Annotated in this window: 17 protein-coding genes; 8 read left to right on the forward strand and 9 right to left on the reverse strand. The window is 71.4% G+C overall.

Annotation, left to right across the window (positions count from 1 at the left end; genetic code table 11):
* Window positions 1-116: 116 nt before the first annotated feature.
* Together OG622_RS35105 and OG622_RS35110 are read right to left on the reverse strand one after the other, a co-directional pair.
* Window positions 117-1,784, reverse strand: a complete 1,668-nt coding sequence (locus OG622_RS35105) for an alkaline phosphatase D family protein (RefSeq protein ID WP_371580649.1) — start codon at window positions 1,782-1,784, stop codon at window positions 117-119.
* 142 nt (window positions 1,785-1,926) lie between these two features.
* On the reverse strand, window positions 1,927-2,571 hold the full coding sequence (locus OG622_RS35110; RefSeq protein ID WP_371580650.1) for an HNH endonuclease family protein: 645 nt from the start codon (window positions 2,569-2,571) through the stop codon (window positions 1,927-1,929).
* 618 nt (window positions 2,572-3,189) lie between these two features.
* Between OG622_RS35110 and OG622_RS35115 the strand changes: the two genes are divergently transcribed.
* Together OG622_RS35115 and OG622_RS35120 are read left to right on the forward strand one after the other, a co-directional pair.
* Window positions 3,190-3,777, forward strand: a complete 588-nt coding sequence (locus OG622_RS35115) for a TMEM165/GDT1 family protein (protein WP_371580651.1) — start codon at window positions 3,190-3,192, stop codon at window positions 3,775-3,777.
* Window positions 3,778-3,938: 161 nt separating this feature from the next.
* A complete protein-coding gene (locus OG622_RS35120; RefSeq protein WP_371580652.1) occupies window positions 3,939-4,607 on the forward strand; it encodes an HAD family hydrolase in 669 nt (222 codons plus the stop codon).
* Between the two features lie 301 nt (window positions 4,608-4,908).
* On the opposite strand, the gene OG622_RS35125 is transcribed toward OG622_RS35120, so the two are convergent.
* Window positions 4,909-5,838: an NAD(P)-dependent oxidoreductase gene (locus OG622_RS35125; protein WP_371580653.1), complete on the reverse strand. Its 930-nt coding sequence runs from the start codon at window positions 5,836-5,838 to the stop codon at window positions 4,909-4,911.
* A gap of 78 nt (window positions 5,839-5,916) precedes the next feature.
* On the opposite strand from OG622_RS35125, the gene OG622_RS35130 reads away from it, so the two are divergent.
* Entirely contained in the window at window positions 5,917-6,297 is a 381-nt protein-coding gene (locus OG622_RS35130; RefSeq protein WP_371580654.1) for a winged helix-turn-helix transcriptional regulator, read from the forward strand.
* 236 nt (window positions 6,298-6,533) lie between these two features.
* Here OG622_RS35130 and OG622_RS35135 read toward each other — a convergent pair whose 3' ends face one another.
* Both OG622_RS35135 and OG622_RS35140 read right to left on the reverse strand, forming a co-directional pair.
* A complete protein-coding gene (locus tag OG622_RS35135; RefSeq protein ID WP_371580655.1) occupies window positions 6,534-6,854 on the reverse strand; it encodes an antibiotic biosynthesis monooxygenase in 321 nt (106 codons plus the stop codon).
* Between the two features lie 158 nt (window positions 6,855-7,012).
* A complete protein-coding gene (locus OG622_RS35140) occupies window positions 7,013-7,249 on the reverse strand; it encodes a peptidoglycan-binding protein (RefSeq protein WP_371580656.1) in 237 nt (78 codons plus the stop codon).
* Between OG622_RS35140 and OG622_RS35145 the strand changes: the two genes are divergently transcribed.
* On the forward strand, window positions 7,239-8,105 hold the full coding sequence (locus OG622_RS35145) for a hypothetical protein (RefSeq protein WP_371580657.1): 867 nt from the start codon (window positions 7,239-7,241) through the stop codon (window positions 8,103-8,105). The two genes, OG622_RS35140 and OG622_RS35145, sit on opposite strands and share 11 nt — an antisense overlap.
* Window positions 8,106-8,513: 408 nt before the next feature.
* The gene (locus OG622_RS35150; protein ID WP_371584317.1) at window positions 8,514-10,577 is read left to right on the forward strand and encodes an MDR family MFS transporter; all 2,064 of its coding nucleotides are present in this window, start codon (window positions 8,514-8,516) and stop codon (window positions 10,575-10,577) included.
* On the opposite strand, the gene OG622_RS35155 is transcribed toward OG622_RS35150, so the two are convergent.
* Window positions 10,558-11,091 (reverse strand): GNAT family N-acetyltransferase, encoded by a 534-nt coding sequence (locus tag OG622_RS35155; protein WP_371584318.1) that lies wholly within the window; start codon window positions 11,089-11,091, stop codon window positions 10,558-10,560. The two genes, OG622_RS35150 and OG622_RS35155, sit on opposite strands and share 20 nt — an antisense overlap.
* A gap of 211 nt (window positions 11,092-11,302) precedes the next feature.
* Between OG622_RS35155 and OG622_RS35160 the strand changes: the two genes are divergently transcribed.
* Together OG622_RS35160 and OG622_RS35165 are read left to right on the forward strand one after the other, a co-directional pair.
* Window positions 11,303-12,043 (forward strand): hypothetical protein, encoded by a 741-nt coding sequence (locus OG622_RS35160; RefSeq protein ID WP_371580658.1) that lies wholly within the window; start codon window positions 11,303-11,305, stop codon window positions 12,041-12,043.
* A 5-nt stretch (window positions 12,044-12,048) separates the two neighbouring features.
* The gene (locus OG622_RS35165; RefSeq protein WP_371580659.1) at window positions 12,049-12,681 is read left to right on the forward strand and encodes a hypothetical protein; all 633 of its coding nucleotides are present in this window, start codon (window positions 12,049-12,051) and stop codon (window positions 12,679-12,681) included.
* Window positions 12,682-12,807: 126 nt separating this feature from the next.
* Here the strand turns inward: OG622_RS35165 and OG622_RS35170 are convergent, their stop codons facing one another.
* Window positions 12,808-13,224: a DUF1992 domain-containing protein gene (locus OG622_RS35170; protein WP_371580660.1), complete on the reverse strand. Its 417-nt coding sequence runs from the start codon at window positions 13,222-13,224 to the stop codon at window positions 12,808-12,810.
* A 118-nt stretch (window positions 13,225-13,342) separates the two neighbouring features.
* On the opposite strand from OG622_RS35170, the gene OG622_RS35175 reads away from it, so the two are divergent.
* The gene (locus tag OG622_RS35175; RefSeq protein ID WP_371580661.1) at window positions 13,343-13,738 is read left to right on the forward strand and encodes a hypothetical protein; all 396 of its coding nucleotides are present in this window, start codon (window positions 13,343-13,345) and stop codon (window positions 13,736-13,738) included.
* Window positions 13,739-13,764: 26 nt separating this feature from the next.
* Here the strand turns inward: OG622_RS35175 and OG622_RS35180 are convergent, their stop codons facing one another.
* Both OG622_RS35180 and OG622_RS35185 read right to left on the reverse strand, forming a co-directional pair.
* Window positions 13,765-14,436: an O-methyltransferase gene (locus OG622_RS35180; RefSeq protein ID WP_371580662.1), complete on the reverse strand. Its 672-nt coding sequence runs from the start codon at window positions 14,434-14,436 to the stop codon at window positions 13,765-13,767.
* 146 nt (window positions 14,437-14,582) lie between these two features.
* Window positions 14,583-15,893 carry a DUF2330 domain-containing protein gene (locus OG622_RS35185; protein ID WP_371580663.1) on the reverse strand — a complete coding sequence of 437 codons (1,311 nt, stop codon included), beginning with the start codon at window positions 15,891-15,893 and terminating at the stop codon, window positions 14,583-14,585.
* Window positions 15,894-15,938 lie beyond the last annotated feature (45 nt).

Here is a 15,938-nt window from a genome sequence, read left to right on the forward strand (position 1 = left end):
GGTGTGAAATGCCTCACGAGCATCTCGGACAACAGGGGTCACAGGGGTCACGGAGGGGCGCAGGGTCACCGGGGCGACGGGGGCAACAACCATGCGCAATGGGTGGATTAAGTGGATCAAGGGGTGAGTGCCGAATCCATTCCTGTTTCCAGCTCTCCCTTGCCGCCCTTCCGGGCCCGGGCGCGGTCCAGCCGCAGCCGTGCCGAACGGCCGTGCAGCGTCAGCGTCATGAGGTGGTTGCCGAACCAGGGGCCGTCCGTCCGGCGCCAGTCGATCGACGGCCGCGCACCCCGCCCGTGCCGCCCGAACCACCGGCCGAGCGCTCGCCCCGTCCCGCTCCAGCCGAAGCGGAAACCGAGCTTTATCGAGAGCGGGATGGAGTTGTGCACGGGGGAGCAGGTGAGCTGGAGTACGCGGGCGTCGGGGGCTCCCGGGTGGCCCGCACCGCCATCGGGGGCGACCTTCGGCCACGACGGTTCGGCGACGTACGCGTGGTGCACGTCCCCGGAGAGCACCAGTACGGTCGCCGGGGCGTCGGCGCCCGAGCCCGCCTCGGCGATCAGCCGGGTCAGGTCCTCGAAGGAGGCGGGGAAGGCCGCCCAGTGCTCCAGATCGGCGCCCTGACGCAGCTTCTCCCCGAACCGCGCCCAGCGTTCCCCGCGCTCGCCCCGGCACAGGGCGGCGCTCCACGACTCGGCGTCGTGCACGAGGTGGGGCAGGAGCCAGGGCAGGGAGGTGCCGATGAGGAGATGGTCGTACGAGCCGCGCGCGTCCAGTGCCTGGGTGCGCAGCCACTCCGCCTCGCCCGGGTCCAGCATCGAGCGGTTCCGCTCGTCGAGGACGCGCGCGCCCCGGCTGTCGAGCATCAGCACGCGTACGCGCCCGAAGTCCCGGCGGTAGCTCCAGCGGACCGACGCCGGGTCCTGGTCGGCCGCGGCGGCGTGGGCGCGCAGCGCGTCCGTACCGTCCGGGACGGCGCGTACGGCGGCGTGGACCGGGTCGGCGGCCAGCTCGGCGGGGGAGAGGTTGCCGAGGTGCTGGTACACCCAGTAGGACATCAGGCCGCTCAGGATGCGCTCGCGCCACCAGGGGGTGGCCCGCATGCCGGTGAGCCAGGCCTCGCTGGTGTTCCAGTCGTCGATGACGTCGTGGTCGTCGAAGATCATGCAGCTGGGGACCGTGGAGAGCAGCCAGCGGATCTCGGGGTCGAGCCAGGACTCGTAGTAGAGGTGGGTGTACTCCTCGTAGTCCGCCACCTGCTCCCCCGGCGGGTCCGCCAGGTCCCGGCGGGCGGCGAGCCAGCGGCGGGTGGCCTTGGAGGTCTCGTCCGCGTACACCTGGTCGCCCAGGAGGAGGAGTACGTCGGGGCGCTCGGCCCCCGGCTCGGCGGCCAGCCGGGCCGCCAGGGTGTCCAGGGCGTCGGGGCCCACCGGATCCGGCTCGCCGGCGGGCGGCGCGGCCCAGCGGCAGGAGCCGAACGCGACCCGGACGGTGTCGCCCTCGGCGGGGGTGCGGATCTCGGAGGGCGGGTGGGAGGAGTCGGGCAGGGGCCACACCTGCGTGCCGTCGAGCAGGACCTCGTACGCCGAGGCCGTGCCCGGTGCGAGGCCCGTCACCGGGACCAGCGCGTAGTGGTGGCCGGCGACCTGGAAGGTGCGGGCCTCCCCGCGCCCGCCGCCGGCGCACCGCACCTCGGCTACGCACGGACGGCTCGCCTCGATCCATACGGTCGCGGTCGAGCCGTCCACATAGCGAAGCAGTGGTCCCAGGCGTAGCCCGGTCATCGCGATCACCTTCCCTCCGTCGCCCCGTACGGTACGGAACGACGGAGGGGAACGGGGAGGTCCTGGACCACTTTGTCGGCCGGGTTCAGCAGTCTGCTGCGTTCGGCGGCCGGCGTGCTTCAGCGTTCGCCGGGCAGGCGGTTCAGCAGCTCGCCAGGTAGCTGGTGAGGGCGCTCTTCTCGGCGGAGTCGACGGAGAGGTCGTAGTAGTACTTCACCTGGACCCAGGCGCGGACGTACGTGCAGCGGTACGACGTCACCGAGGGCATCCACTCGGCCGGGTCCTGGTCGCTCTTCGACTGGTTCACGTTGTCCGTGACGGCGATGAGCTGCGGGCGGGTGAGGTCGTTGGCGAAGTTCTGGCGCTGGGTGCTGGTCCAGCCGTCGGCGCCGGAGTCCCAGGCCTCGGCCAGCGGCACCAGGTGGTCGATGTCGAGGTCGGAGGCGGCGGTCCAGGTGGCGCCGTCGTACGGGGAGAACCAGCTGCCGCTGGTGGCGGCGCAGGCGGAGCTGGTGACGACGTTCGTACCGTCGCGCTTGAGGACCGTCTCGCGGGTGTTGCAGGTGCCGCTGATGGTGATCCAGTGGTTGAACAGGTCCCGGTCGTACCCGGTGCGGTCCTCTGTCGCGACGGTGAGGGTGGCCAGGTAGGAGCGGGCGGTGGCGGCGCTGACCGGGGTGGGCAGCGCGGCGGAGGCGGTGGGAGCGTTGAAGATCGCGACGGAGGCTATCAATCCGCTGAGCGCCGCGAGTATGCTGACTCGTCGACGCGCGTAGAACCTGCGCATGTGAACTCCTTGTGAGGCTGGGGACGTCGGGCGGAGTGTGGGGGCGCGAGCGATTGAAGGGTCGCGCCGCCGTGTTACCGGCGGATGTGCGTCTGGTGAGAAGCTAGTGACGTGCGCATGACACGGCAAGGGTTGCGGTCGTGATTGTGCGGTCGGAGTGCCCCAGATGAGTGCGGCCTGTGTGCCGGCTGTGGGTCGAGACAACGGCTACCTCGGCCTGGAAGGCGACGGCCTGCGGGTCGAGAAGCGCGGGGCGCGGCCCCTGCTTCTCAGGGGCGCGGGGAACCGCGCGAGAAGCCTCCTTCGCTCGCGACGCCCGACAGCCCCACCGGTCGCCCCGTAACGCCTCCGGCGTACCATGGACCCCGCAGAAGGGGAGTAGCTCTTCGCCGGACCGTCGACATACTGCTCAGCTCGTCTGAGCCGGCGCCCGGAGGCAGGTCCTGTTGGTCGGGACCGGCCAGCGAGACCTTCGGCAAGCAGTGCACCGCCCGTGCCGTTCGGTACGGGCTCATCCGTCCGTGCCGTCCGGCGCGGACGATCCGTGTGCTGCCGTGCCGAGGTGTCGCGTCAGCGGATGATTTCTCTCGGTGGGGTGGCCCGACCGATTGAGGAAACTTGATCAGCTTCAGCGTCACGGCGCTCGTCTTCGGCGTCGTCTTCCTTGCCGAACTACCCGACAAGACCGCGCTCGCCGGTCTCGTCCTCGGCACCCGCTACCGCGCCTCGTACGTCTTCGCCGGTGTCGCCGCCGCGTTCGCCGTGCACGTCGCGCTCGCGGTGGCGGCGGGCAGTGTCCTCACGCTCCTGCCGCAGCAGATCGTGCACGCGCTGACGGGCGCGCTGTTCCTGGGCGGCGCGGCGGTGCTGCTCATGACGAAGGGCGGGGCCGATGACGACGCGGAGGTTCGGCGGCCCGGGAACCAGAGCTTCTGGAAGGTCTCGGGGACGGGTTTCATGCTCATCCTGGTCGCCGAGTTCGGGGACCTGACGCAGATCATGACGGCGAACCTCGCGGCCCGGTACGACGATCCGCTGTCCGTCGGGCTCGGCGCGGTCCTCGCGCTGTGGGCCGTGGCGGGGCTCGGCATCGTCGGCGGCAAGGCGCTGATGAAGCGGGTGCCGCTGAAGCTGATCACGCAGGTCGCCGCCGTGCTGATGGCGGGGCTCGGTGTGTGGAGTCTGTGGGAGGCCGTGGCGGGATGAGTGTGGGGGTGGCGGGAACCCTTTTTGTTTTGTACCGTAGAGAAACAAAGTGGCTCCCGCCCGCATTCCCTGACCGGTGGGCGGGGCCGCCTTGTCCCTGCGGGCCGCCTCGCCGGGTCCGACCGTTCGCGGCCCCCTTTTTTCGCGCCTTGGAGCTGCTGATGACGGCCACCACCGTTCTGACCGCCCGCGCCCTCCTGCTGGACATGGACGGCACCCTCGTCAACTCGGACGCCGCCGTGGAACGCGTCTGGCGGCGCTGGGCGGAACGGCACGGGCTGGACGGCGCCGAGATCATGAAGGTGGTGCACGGCCGCCAGGGGTACGCCACGATGGCCGTCCTTCTGCCCGATCGGCCCATGGAGCAGAACCTCGCGGACAACGCGCGGATGCTGGCCGAGGAGACCGCCGACGTGGACGGCGTCGTCCCGATACCCGGCGCGCCGGAGTTCCTCGCGTCCCTCGTCGTCGGCGGTGTGCCGCACGCCCTCGTGACCTCGGCGGACGTCGCGCTGTCCACGGCCCGGATGGCCGCGGCCGGGCTGGCGCTGCCCGAGCTGCGCGTCACCGCCGAGTCGGTCGGCGCGAGCAAGCCGGACCCCGAGGGCTTCCTGAAGGGGGCCGCCGAACTGGGCGTCCCGCCGGAGGACTGCGTTGTCTTCGAGGACTCCGAGGCGGGGATCGAGGCGGGGCGCGCGGCGGGGATGCGGGTTGTGGGGATCGGGGAGCGGGCCCGGTCCTACGGTCCGGACGTGGTGGTTCCCGACCTGACGGCGGTGCGGGTCGAGGTGGCCGGGGACGGAACGATCCGGCTGCACGTGAGCGGCTGACGGGGAGACGGCGGGAATGCCGTCTCCCCGGCCGGCTGGTCATGGGGGCTTGTGTCGTCTTCCGGGTGGGCTGGTCACGGGGGATCTGTGCCGTTTCCCGGACGGCCGGTTCGCTGAGGCTTGTGCCGTCTCCCGGACGTCGGTCGGCTGAGGCTTGTGCCGTCTTTCCGGGCGGTGGGTCCGGTGGGATTGGTGCCGCATGCCAGGGATGGGGCAGCCGGTCGGTGCGGCCGGTGCCGCTTCCCCCGCACCGGACGGCGCCGCTTCCCCCACCCCCGCACCGGACCATCGGCGGGATGGGCTAGTGGCGGTCGAGGACGTCCGTCAGCCTGGTGAAGCCGTCGGTGCCTTGGCCCCGGGCGATCGCGCGGCGGGCGAAGCCTTCGGCCGACCGCATGACGCTCGCGTCGATGCCGTGGGACTCGGAGACCTCGACGATGTGGGCCATGGTCGACACGGCCGAGGTGAGCGGGTTGCCCTCGCCGGAGTGCCTGCCGCTGTCGACCTCTTCCGCACCCGCCTCGAACAGAGGCGGAAGGATCGCGGCGATCCCCTGGGCGAACGGGGTCAGCTCCCGCGCGCTCACCCCCTCCGCACGGGCCAGCGCCAGGGCATGGGTGTAGCCGGCGATCGAGGTCCAGAAGAGGTCGAGCAGCGCGATGTCGAACGTCGCCGCCCGGCCGATGTCCTCGCCGAGATGGGTGTGGGTGCCGCCCAACGCGACCAGCACGGGCCGGTGGGCGTTGTAGAGGTCCTCGGAGCCGCTGTAGAGGAAGACGCCGTCCGGGGTGCCGATGGTCGGCGTCGGCGTCATGATCGCCCCGTCGAGGTAGTCGACGCCGTGCTCGGCCGCCCACGCGGCGGTGGAGCGGGCCCGGCCCGGGGTGTCGGCGGTCAGGTTGACCACTGTGCGGCCCTTGAGCGCCTCGGTGACCTCCGGGCTTCGCAGTACCGCGTCCGAGGCGTCGTAGTTCACCACGCAGACCACGGTCAGCGTGCTCGCGGCCACCGCCTCCTCGGCCGACCCGGCGCCGATCGCACCCCGCGCGGCCAACTCCCCGTCCCGGCCCGGCGTACGGTTCCAGACCGTGGTCCGCAGCCCGGCGTCCAGGAACGCGCCGGCGAGGGCACGGCCCATCGGACCCAGGCCGAGTACGGTGACGGTGGGGGTGGTTGTGTCAGTGGCGGTGCCGGCGGCGGTAGTGGTGGGCTGTTCGGTGTGTGCGGGCATGACTCAGTAACTCCTGTGGAAAATTGGTCCGTTGTCGATTCGCGACGAACAGGATGAACAGGGCGAGGGGGAACGGGGATGTCGCGCAAGCGTGCCCAGGACACGAATGTCTGCGGGGTGACCGCGGCGATCGCAGTGATCGAGGGAAAGTGGAAGACGTCGCTGCTCTGGATGCTGGAGTCCGGCCCGCACCGCCCGGGCGAGCTGCGCCGGATGCTGCCGGGCCTCAGCGAGAAGGTTCTGACTCAGGCGCTCCGCGAGATGGAGACCGACAGGCTCGTGCACCGGGAGGTGCACGACGTGCTGCCGCTGAAGACCGTGTACTCCTTGACCCCGTTCGGCCGCGAACTCTCCGAGGCGCTGGGACCCTTGTCGGACTGGGGGCACCGACGCCTGGACACGCTGACCGGGGCCGAGGGTGAGGCCGAGCACGAGATCGCGTCCCGACCCGCCTCGTGAACCCTCACGTCATCGTCATCGTGATCGTCATTGCCGTCGCCATCGCGTTCGTCTTCCGTCCCGTGGTCGGTGTCACGCGGCTCTCCGGCCGCTCCCTCACCACAAGGGTCGCCTGACGGCTGCCGTCCGCCAAGTACCCACAAAAAGGTGGGTACTTACGGGACCACTTCGCCCCGCCCGGGGGCCGGTTCCGTAGCCGTCGGGCGGGGCGAAGCGGGTGCTGGTGCCGGTGGTCGTCAGGACCCGGTCTTCGGGCCCGTCTGCTGGAGCACCTCGAAGGTCCAGACGTTCGAGTCGGAGGCGGCCGGCTTGGGGCGGTCGCCGCCGCCCTGGTGGGCCTGCTTCATGGGGCCCTCCATCCATGCCTGGAAGGCGACCTCGTCGCGCCAGCGGGTGTAGACGAGGTACTTGTCGGTGCCGTCGACGGGGCGCAGCAGCTCGAACCACTCGAAGCCGTCGGAACTCTCGACCACCCCGGCACGGGAAGCGAACCGCTTCTCCAGCACCTCGCGCTGCTCGGCAGGGACCGTGAGGACATTGATCTTGACGATACTCATGGCTTCATCCTGCATCACACGGGACGAGGGCACGCCGGCCGACCCGCATCAGCCGTGCGCGGCCCCTGCCACCCGGCTACAGCCCTCGCGCCCGGCTACAGCCCGTGTCGGCCGTGCCCAGCCCCCGTCGGTCCTGTTGGTCGGGTCGGTCCCGCCGGTCACGGCCTCTTCGTCTCGGACTCCAGTCGCTCCCGGGTGACCAGGCCGTAGACGCCCTGCTCGTCCTGGTCCTTCGTGATGCCGCGGCTGCTCTGGTAGACGAGGACGGCCTGTTCGACCTGGCTGTCGTAGCTCTCGTCGATGTCGCCGTTGTAGATGCCCAACTGGCGCAACCGGAGCTGGAGTTCGGTGACCTCGGGGTCGTCGTCGCCGAGGCGGAGCGTCTTGGGAACCACGAGCCGGCTGTCGTCCGACTCGTCCGCGCCTGCGGCCGACGAGCCGGTGGAGGCGCTGGCGCCGGGCGAGCTCTGCGTCGGGCCGGCCGAGACGGACGGCGAGGGCGAGCCGGACGCCTCCGATGGCGACGGAGAAGGGGACGGGCTCTTCGTGGGGCTCGGGGCACCCGCGCCCCCGCCACCGCCCGGCGGCGCCGGCGCGGGTGCCCGGCCCCCGCCCTTCCCGGACGGCTCCACCGGCGAGGCCTCCCCGTCCGGCGACGTGTCCGGCGCGCTCGCCCGCAGGTCGTCCGGCAGCGCACGGTCACGCTCGGGGGTGTCGTACGAGAACAGGCCGCTCGCGAACCCGGCTGCAGCCATCACCCCCGCGGCGGCGGTCCCGGCGAGGGCGACGACGAGCCCCGTACGGCGGCGACGCCGAGGGCGTCGATGTACGGACTCCCCCGCCGCCGACGGGGAGGCGGGGGAGTCGAGGGATGTGGAGGGGCCGGATGGGCCGGAAGAGGCGACGGAAGCGGTCGGCGACGCGTACGGCGTGGTCGGCGCCGGTGTCGAGAACAGCGCCCGGGTCGAAGTGGCGCTCGGGGTACTCGGCGTACTCGTCGCTGCCGTGGTCACCGGCATGGCGATCGTCGAAGCCCGACCGGGACCCGGCCCGCCCGGCCAGGTTCCGCCCGGCCCGTCGTCCTCGTCGCCCAGTTCCACGTATGGGCGTATCCGGAGGGGGTCGAAGTCCTCCGCGGCCGCCGCCTCGGCCGTGCGGGTTTCCAGAAGGGCCTCGGACGCGCGGCGGCCGCACGCGCAGGACGGCGAGCCGTCCGAGGCCCGGGGTGTGAAGCATTCCGGGCATATGTGACTGGTCGGTTCACTCACGTGTCGTTCCTCCCCGCGAAGACTCCAGAGTTTAAGCAAACGGTCCTCACAGAATCTCCCAGGCGCCCCGGGAATCACAGGTTCCGGTACGGCTCGACAGGCCATAACCGGTCACACCGACCACGATGGACTGGACACGGAGAAAGAGGAAACTGGGGACGCTGTACGAGGCCCTCGGGAGGTCTGCATGACCGACGACACCGGCCACGCCACCGCCGACGGTGGCGGCGAGCCCACGAACGCCGCCGACGGTGGCAAGGAGCCCGCGAACGCCGCCGGTGCCGCCACCCCGACCAGCGACGACGACTCCGGCGCCACCGCCGGACACGAGCCCCCGCACGGCTCCCGTGGCCACGGTGTGCCCGTCGCCGAAGGGGTGCCCGGTGGTGTGATGGTCTCCATCGGGGCCCTCCTGCTGGGCATGCTGCTGGCGGCGCTCGACCAGACCATCGTCTCGACGGCGCTGCCGACGATCGTGAGCGACCTCGGTGGACTGGAGCACCTGTCGTGGGTGGTCACGGCGTACATGCTGGCCGCGACGGCGGCGACACCGCTGTGGGGGAAGCTCGGCGACCAGTACGGTCGGAAGAGGCTGTTCCAGACGGCGATCGTGATTTTTCTCATCGGGTCGGCGCTGTGCGGAGCGGCACAGAACATGCCCCAGTTGATCGGGTTCCGGGCCCTGCAGGGGCTCGGCGGCGGCGGGCTGATGGTGCTGTCGATGGCCATCGTCGGGGACCTCGTCCCGCCGCGTGAACGAGGGCGCTACCAGGGGCTGTTCGGCGCGGTCTTCGGCGCGACGAGCGTGCTCGGGCCGCTGCTCGGCGGGCTGTTCACCGAGCATCTGAGCTGGCGTTGGGTGTTCTACGTCAACCTGCCCGTCGGAGCGGTGGCGTTGCTCGTCATCGCCGCCGTGCTGCGCATCCCGCGCAAGGCCGAGCGGCATGTCATCGACTACCTCGGCACCTTCCTCATCGCCTCCGTGGCCACCTGTCTGGTCCTGGTCGCCTCCCTCGGCGGCACCACCTGGGACTGGAACTCGCCGCAGATCATCGGCCTCTCCGTCCTGGCCGTGCTGCTCGTCGTCGCCTTCGTGGCCGTCGAGCGGCGGGCCGCCGAACCCGTCCTGCCCCTCAAGCTGTTCCGTGTCCACACGTTCACCCTCTCTGCCGTGATCAGCTTCGTCGTCGGCTTCGCGATGTTCGGCGCGATGACCTATCTGCCGACGTTCCTGCAGGTCGTGCACGGTGTGTCGCCGACCATGTCGGGTGTGCACATGCTGCCGATGGTGTTCGGGCTGCTGCTGTCCTCGACGGTCTCCGGGCAGATCGTCAGCCGTACGGGCCGCTGGAAGATGTTCCCCGTCGCCGGTACGGGGGTCACCACGCTCGGCCTGCTGCTCCTGCACCAGCTCGACGCGGACAGCAGCGACGGCGAGATGAGCGCCTACCTCTTGGTCTTCGGCCTCGGCCTCGGCCTCGTCATGCAGGTCCTCGTCCTCGTCGTGCAGAACGCCGTCCCGTACGAGGACCTCGGTGTCGCCACCTCCGGCGCGACCTTCTTCCGGTCCATCGGCGCCTCGTTCGGCGTGGCCGTCTTCGGCACGGTCTTCGCCGGGCACCTCGGCGACAAGCTCACCGACGCGCTCGAAGGGGCCCGGCTCCCGTCCGGCGTGAGCGTGGACGGGCTGAAGGCCGACCCGCGCGAGATCGCCGAACTCCCGGCCTCGCTGCGCCCGTCCGTCCTCGACGCGTACGCCTCCTCCATCACCGACGTCTTCGTCTACGCGGCCCCGGTCGCCCTCCTCGGCTTCGTCCTCGCCTGGTTCCTGCGCGAGGACCCGCTGCGGGCCTCCGTGACGGCGCCCGACGCCACGGAGACGCTCGCCAGCAATCCGGTCGAACGGTCGTCGTACGACGAGGTGTGCCGGGCGCTGTCGGTACTCGGGTCGAGGGAGGGCCGCCGCGAGGTCTACCGGACGATCACCGCACGGGCCGGCTACGACCTGCTGCCCGCATCGAGCTGGTTGCTGCTGCGGATCCGGCGGTACGGCTGGACCGAACCCGCCGTGCTCGCGGAACGCAGCACCGTTCCGCTCGACATGATCATGGCCGCGACCCGGCAGGTGGAGGGGCGCCGCCTTGCCCGCCGCGACGGCATCGACCTCGTCCTCACCGACACCGGCCACGAGGCCGCCGACAAGCTGGCCAAGGCCCGTGAGGACTCCCTCGCCGAACTCCTCGGCGACTGGTGGGGCCCCGACCGCCCCACCGACCTCGTGCGTCTCGTCGAGGAACTCAACGACGAGCTGTGCGGCTCGGACGCGGAACGCCCGCACGACGGCGGAGCGATCACCCGACGGCCGCAGGCCACGACGAAGTCCGGTACGCCGCCGCCCACTCCGCCCACGCCCCCTACGGCTCCCACGTCTACGTCTACGCCAGTCTCTTCGTGAACCAGTGGTCGGCGTACTCGTCGTCGTTGTGCGGGGCGCTCTCCTCGTAACCGAGCAGGGCGTAGAGCGCGCGGGCCTCCACCAGGTCGCCGCGGGTGTCGAGGACGATCCGCTCGGCGCCGAGTGCGCGGGCCGCGTCCTCGGCCGCCGTCACCAGGAGCGCGGCACCGCCCTTGCCGCGTGCCTCCGTCAGCACGAAGACCCGCTTCAGCTCGGCCGTCGTGGCGTCCATCAGCCGTACCCCGGCGGTGCCGACGGGTACGCCCCCGTACCGCGCCACCAGCAGCGTCCCGCCCGGCGGTGCCAGATACTCCCCGGTGTCCGCGGCGACCTCCCGCTCCAGCTCCTCCGGGTCCGTGGCGTGTCCCTCGTGCAGCAGATACCAGCGGTCGCTGACCTCGGTGTAGTACGCCCGCCACAGGGCGGTGGCGAGGGGGGAGTCGTAGGGCTCCTCGTCCACGGACCAGACGCTGGTCGTGGGGGTCGTGTGGCTCTCGCGGCTCTCGTGGGTCATACGGGTCATGGCGGTCATTGTCGGGAGCGGGGGCGGGTGGCCCGCAAACGATTTACGCGGTTGGTCCGTCGTCCGTCGTCCGTCTCCCATCGTCAGCCTCCCGGCGTCCTTCTTCCGTGCACTTGCCGTTTGAACGAACGGGTTCGGGCAACCCGGTGCGAAACGGCCCGATGGGGCGAGACGCCCGGGCCGAGGACTCTGGAAGGCACTCATGTCCACAGGCTTGATCATCGCTTTGATCGTGATCGTGGCGGTCGTGATCGTTGTGGCGGCCGTCCTGGCCCAGCGCGCCCGCAGGGGTACGGGTGGCGGCGGATCGCTGAAACGGCGTTTCGGACCCGAGTACGACCGGACCGTGACCCGCTATGACGGCGACGAGCGGGCTGCCGCCCGGGAACTCACGGAGCGGGTGAAGCGGCACGGCTCGATGGAGAAGCGGCCGCTGCCGAGCGCGGAGCGCGAACGCTACGAGTCCCGCTGGGCGGCCGCCCAGGAGCGCTTCGTCGACTCGCCCCGTGAGGCGGTCTCCGAGGCGGACCGGCTGCTCTCCGAGGTGGCCGGAGCACGCGGCTTCCCGGACGGCGGCCACTACGAGACCCAACTGGAGGCGCTCTCCGTCCACCACGCCCACCACGTCCACGGCTACCGCCGGGTGCACCTCGCGGCGCACACCACCGGCGACAGCGCCCAGCGCCACGCGGGCAACGGTGCCGGTCCCGGCACAGGTACCGAGGAGTTGCGCGAGGCCATGATCGACGCCCGCGCCCTGTTCGAGGACCTGGTGACACCGGACCGCCGGGACGCGCGGGCGGACCGCGACGGTACCGCCGGGCGCGAGAACCCGGCCCACGACGGCACGGCGCGACGCGACGAGCGCGACGGTACGGCCGCCGGCCGTCACCGGTCCCATCTGCCATGGGTGCCCACCAGGCGCCACGCGAAGGGGAGTTGAGGGGGATGACTGACGACGTGACCAGGGGCGACAGCATCCGGGAGCGCGGCGCGCGCGAGGCGCGGGACGCGGACCCGAGGCGTGAGGGTGTGAAGGGCGACGGGATCTCGCCGGGCACGCGGGCGACGGACCCGGCCGGCTCCGGAGGTACCGGGTCCCCGCTCGTCGCGGGCCACGACACCACGGCGGGCCGTACAGGCGGCCGCACGGACAGCCGTATGGACGGCCGCACGGACAGCCGTACCGAGGGTCGTACCGAAGGCAGGACGATGGGCGTCGCCGATGAGCCCGGCCGGGGACGCGGCGAGGACCGCGCCAAGGCCTCCGGCCCGGGCGGCTCCCACTCCGCCGGATCCCTTCTCCTGCCCCACGACGAGTGCGACAAGCTGACGTCGAGGTTGCGGCACGCGGTCGGCGAGTTCGTCGACGAGCCCCGGTCCGCCGTCGAGGAGGCGGATCACGTTCTCGAAGAGGTCACCGCCCGCTTCACCGACGCGATGACGCAGCGGCGCCGCACCCTCCGTACCTCCTGGCAGACGAGCGCCACCGACGACCGCGCGTCCGCCACCGACACCGAGCAGCTCCGCCTCGCCCTTCGCGACTACCGGGAGCTGACCGAACGGCTGCTTCGGCTCTGACGCCGACAGCGGCACCCGACGAGACCGCGCCCCGGGTCGTGCCCCGGGGCGCGGTTTCATGTCTGGGCGGAGCTGTGCGATCAGCCGCCGACGGGCCGCAGGCGCCGTATGGCGGAATCCCCCGGGCTACCGGGCGTCCTGCTCACCCGCGCGGCGCGCGGCCCATTCCCGTACGACCTCTTCCACGTCGTAGGGCTTCAGGCCCAGCGGGGGGCCCGGTGGGGGCTTGAACATCATTTCTCGGATCTTGGTGTTGATCTCGGTGATGATCTTGCGGACGACGCGTTCGGAAGGGGCCTCGGCGGCGGTCGCGAGGGCGTCTTCCGCCTCCTTGCGCAGGGCGAGCGTCGGTGGCAGGACGGACATGCCCTCGCGGGCCATCTTCCGCTTGATCCACCAGAGTTCGTCGTAGCTCGTGTCGTCGTCCCGCAGGGGTCGGCCCACGCCGGGGAGGGCCTTGAAGTCGCCGCGCGCCTCCGCGTCGCGGATCTGTTTGTCGACGAAGGACTCGAAGCTGACACCGGGGGGCTTTCGCTCGGTCATGCGTCCATTGTGCCGGAGCCCGCACAGCAGGACGATCCGGCGAATTATCATGCGGCGGCGGCGCGTCAAACGCGCCGTGCGCAGCGACAATTGGAGTTTGACCCGTTAGGAGCGGTACGTGCTCGAACTCACCATGGCCTCGGTCTCCGAGGCGGACGCCGGGGCGACGGCCGGCATGCAGATGGCCGACGCGCCCAGCGAGCCGGGCGGCGTGCTCCGGGTGGGCCGCGATCGGGCGGTGTGCAGGCTCGCGACACCCGACGACTGGCTCTTCGTCTCCCGCGTGCACCTGGAGTTCCTGTGCGCCCCCGACGGGAGCTGGCAGGTCACCTGGCTGCGCGGCTCGCACGCCGACCCCTCCTCCGAGGTGCGGCTGACCCTGCTCAACCACCAGCCCTCACCGCTCCCGTACGGCGGCACGGCGAAGCTCCCGCACGGCAGCTCGGGCGAACTCGTCATCTACGACCGCACGAGCCCCCGTAGCGTCAACGTGGGCTTCTACCACGAGGCCTGACGGGAACCGCGCCCCGCCGCCCCCGGTCAGTCCAGTACCCGGGCCAGCGCGAAGCCGTCGTACCCCTTGGTGCCCACCGTCTGGATCGCCGTGCCGCTCAGCTTCGGGTGCGCGGCGATCAGTTCGATGGCGGCCCGGGTGCCGCGGACGTCCGGCTCGGTGCTGCCGGCGTCGGCGACCCGGCCGCCGCGTACGACGTTGTCGACGACGATGACGCTGCCGGCCCGGGTGAGCTTCAGGGCCCACTCCACGTAGTGCGGGTTGTTGGCCTTGTCCGCGTCGATGAAGACCAGGTCGAACGGCTCGGGGTTCTCGTCGGTCAGCTTGGGCAGCGACTCCAGGGCGGGGCCGACCCGTACCTCGACGATGCCGTCGAGCCCGGCGCGCGCGATGTTGCGACAGGCGACCTCCGCGTGCCGGTCGCTGTACTCCAGGGAGATCAGCCGGCCCTCGGCGGGGAGCGCCCGGGCCAGCCAGATGGTGCTGTAGCCGCCGAGGGTGCCGATCTCCAGGATGCGGCGGGCGCCCTGGATCAGGGCGAGGAGATGGAGGAACTTGCCCTGGTTGGCGGCGACGTCGATGGCCGGGAGTCCGGCCGCCTCGTTGTCGCGCAGCGCCGCCTCCAGGGCCTCGTCGTTCGGGGCGAGGTGGGTGGTGAAGTAGGCGTCGACATCGTCCCAGGTCCCTGACTCGCTCATGAAGCTGTGCCTCCCGCGCCTTTCATTGGAACAGTTACTCAGACCAGTAGTTATTTTGACCAGCAGTTACTTAGATCGGCTAAGTAGGTGCGCTAATGAATATAGGCGCGAGGCAGGCCCTCTGTCAGCGGTTCCAGGGTGTGTTGTCAGCCGATCGGTCCGGACTTCGGGTCGGCCGGCGCGGCGGGCGGTCCGGGCTGGTACGCACCCGGTGTTCCCGGTGGGTACGCGCCGGGGGCGCCGGGCGGGTAGGCACCGGGCGGGTAGGCGCCCTGCGGCGGGAAAGCCGCGCCCGGCGGCGGTAGGGGCGGCAGTTGCCGCTTCGCGTTGCGCATGAGCACGATCGCGACGGCCACCGCCTTGATCGCCAGCGCGGCGATGCCGATGCCGAACCACACCAGCCACTCGGGCATGCCCCACAGGGTCTGCATCTCGTCCACGTAGATGACCTTTCGATAGGTGTCGTCGGCCGCGGCCTGCCGCAGCGTGTGATCGCCGGAGATCCGCCCCGGCTGCGGGAAGCTCTGCTCGACGGCGGTGAGGAAGTCCGTACCGCCCCCGGTGAGGTCGCCGAGCGCGCCGACGGGCGCGCCGAGGCGTCCGGCGAACGTCACCTTCGGCTCGTCCCCGCCGATCGCGGAGCCGGGCTCCATGCGGTGCTCGGCGAGAACGTACAGGTCGAGGGTCTGCGGGGTGGTGGCGAGGCGGGACAGGCGCATCGGGTAGACAAGCTCGTCACTGGTGAAGGTGAGGTGGAGCGGGTCGAGGGTGCCGGAGAGCGGCAGGCCGGCGGTGGTGTCCTCCGGGGCCAGCCGGATCGCCACGTACTCCCACTTCTGCCGGACGTACGGCTTCAGTGCCGTGTCCAGGCGGTCCGGGAGCGCGAAGCCGTTCTCGTCGAGCCAGTCGCCGAGGGCGCCGGAGTCGGTGGCGGTCAGCCGGGCCACGTCGAACGGGCCGAGCCGTTCGCGGCCGACGACGTCCACCGAGGACCGCGGGTCCTGGGGTGCGGCGTCCCCTGCCATGCCGTCGCTCTCGAACATGTCGAACGGCCAGTCGCCGGAGCGCGGCCAGAAGTACTCCCGCTTCTCGTACTCGGGCGCGGTCTCCCGGTCGAGCTGGTCGAAGACGGCCGCGTCGCCGAGCTTCACCGTCGCCCGGTTCGGCACCGGCATGATCCAGGCGGCCGTCCGGGCGTCACCGGCGACCGTCAGGCTCATCACGATCTGTTCCTCGTGTCCGTCCCAGCGCACGACGGACCTCTCGCCGTTCACATACATGTTCCGTTGGCCGTCCGGCACCATCGCGCCGCAGCCACAGGCGTACGCCGGTGCCACCAGCGACGCCAGCTGGAAGCCCAGCAGGGCGAGGACGACCACCATCAGCCGTCCGCGCGCCCCGCGCCTCCCGTGCGCCCACTCCGCCGGGCGCGCACGCCCCCGTGCGAAACCCTTCATCCCCCGTGCCCTCCCGCTGCCCCGCTGACGTGCCGTCCCGCTCGG

The organism is Streptomyces sp. NBC_01314, assembly GCF_041435215.1.
GTDB lineage: Bacteria > Actinomycetota > Actinomycetes > Streptomycetales > Streptomycetaceae > Streptomyces.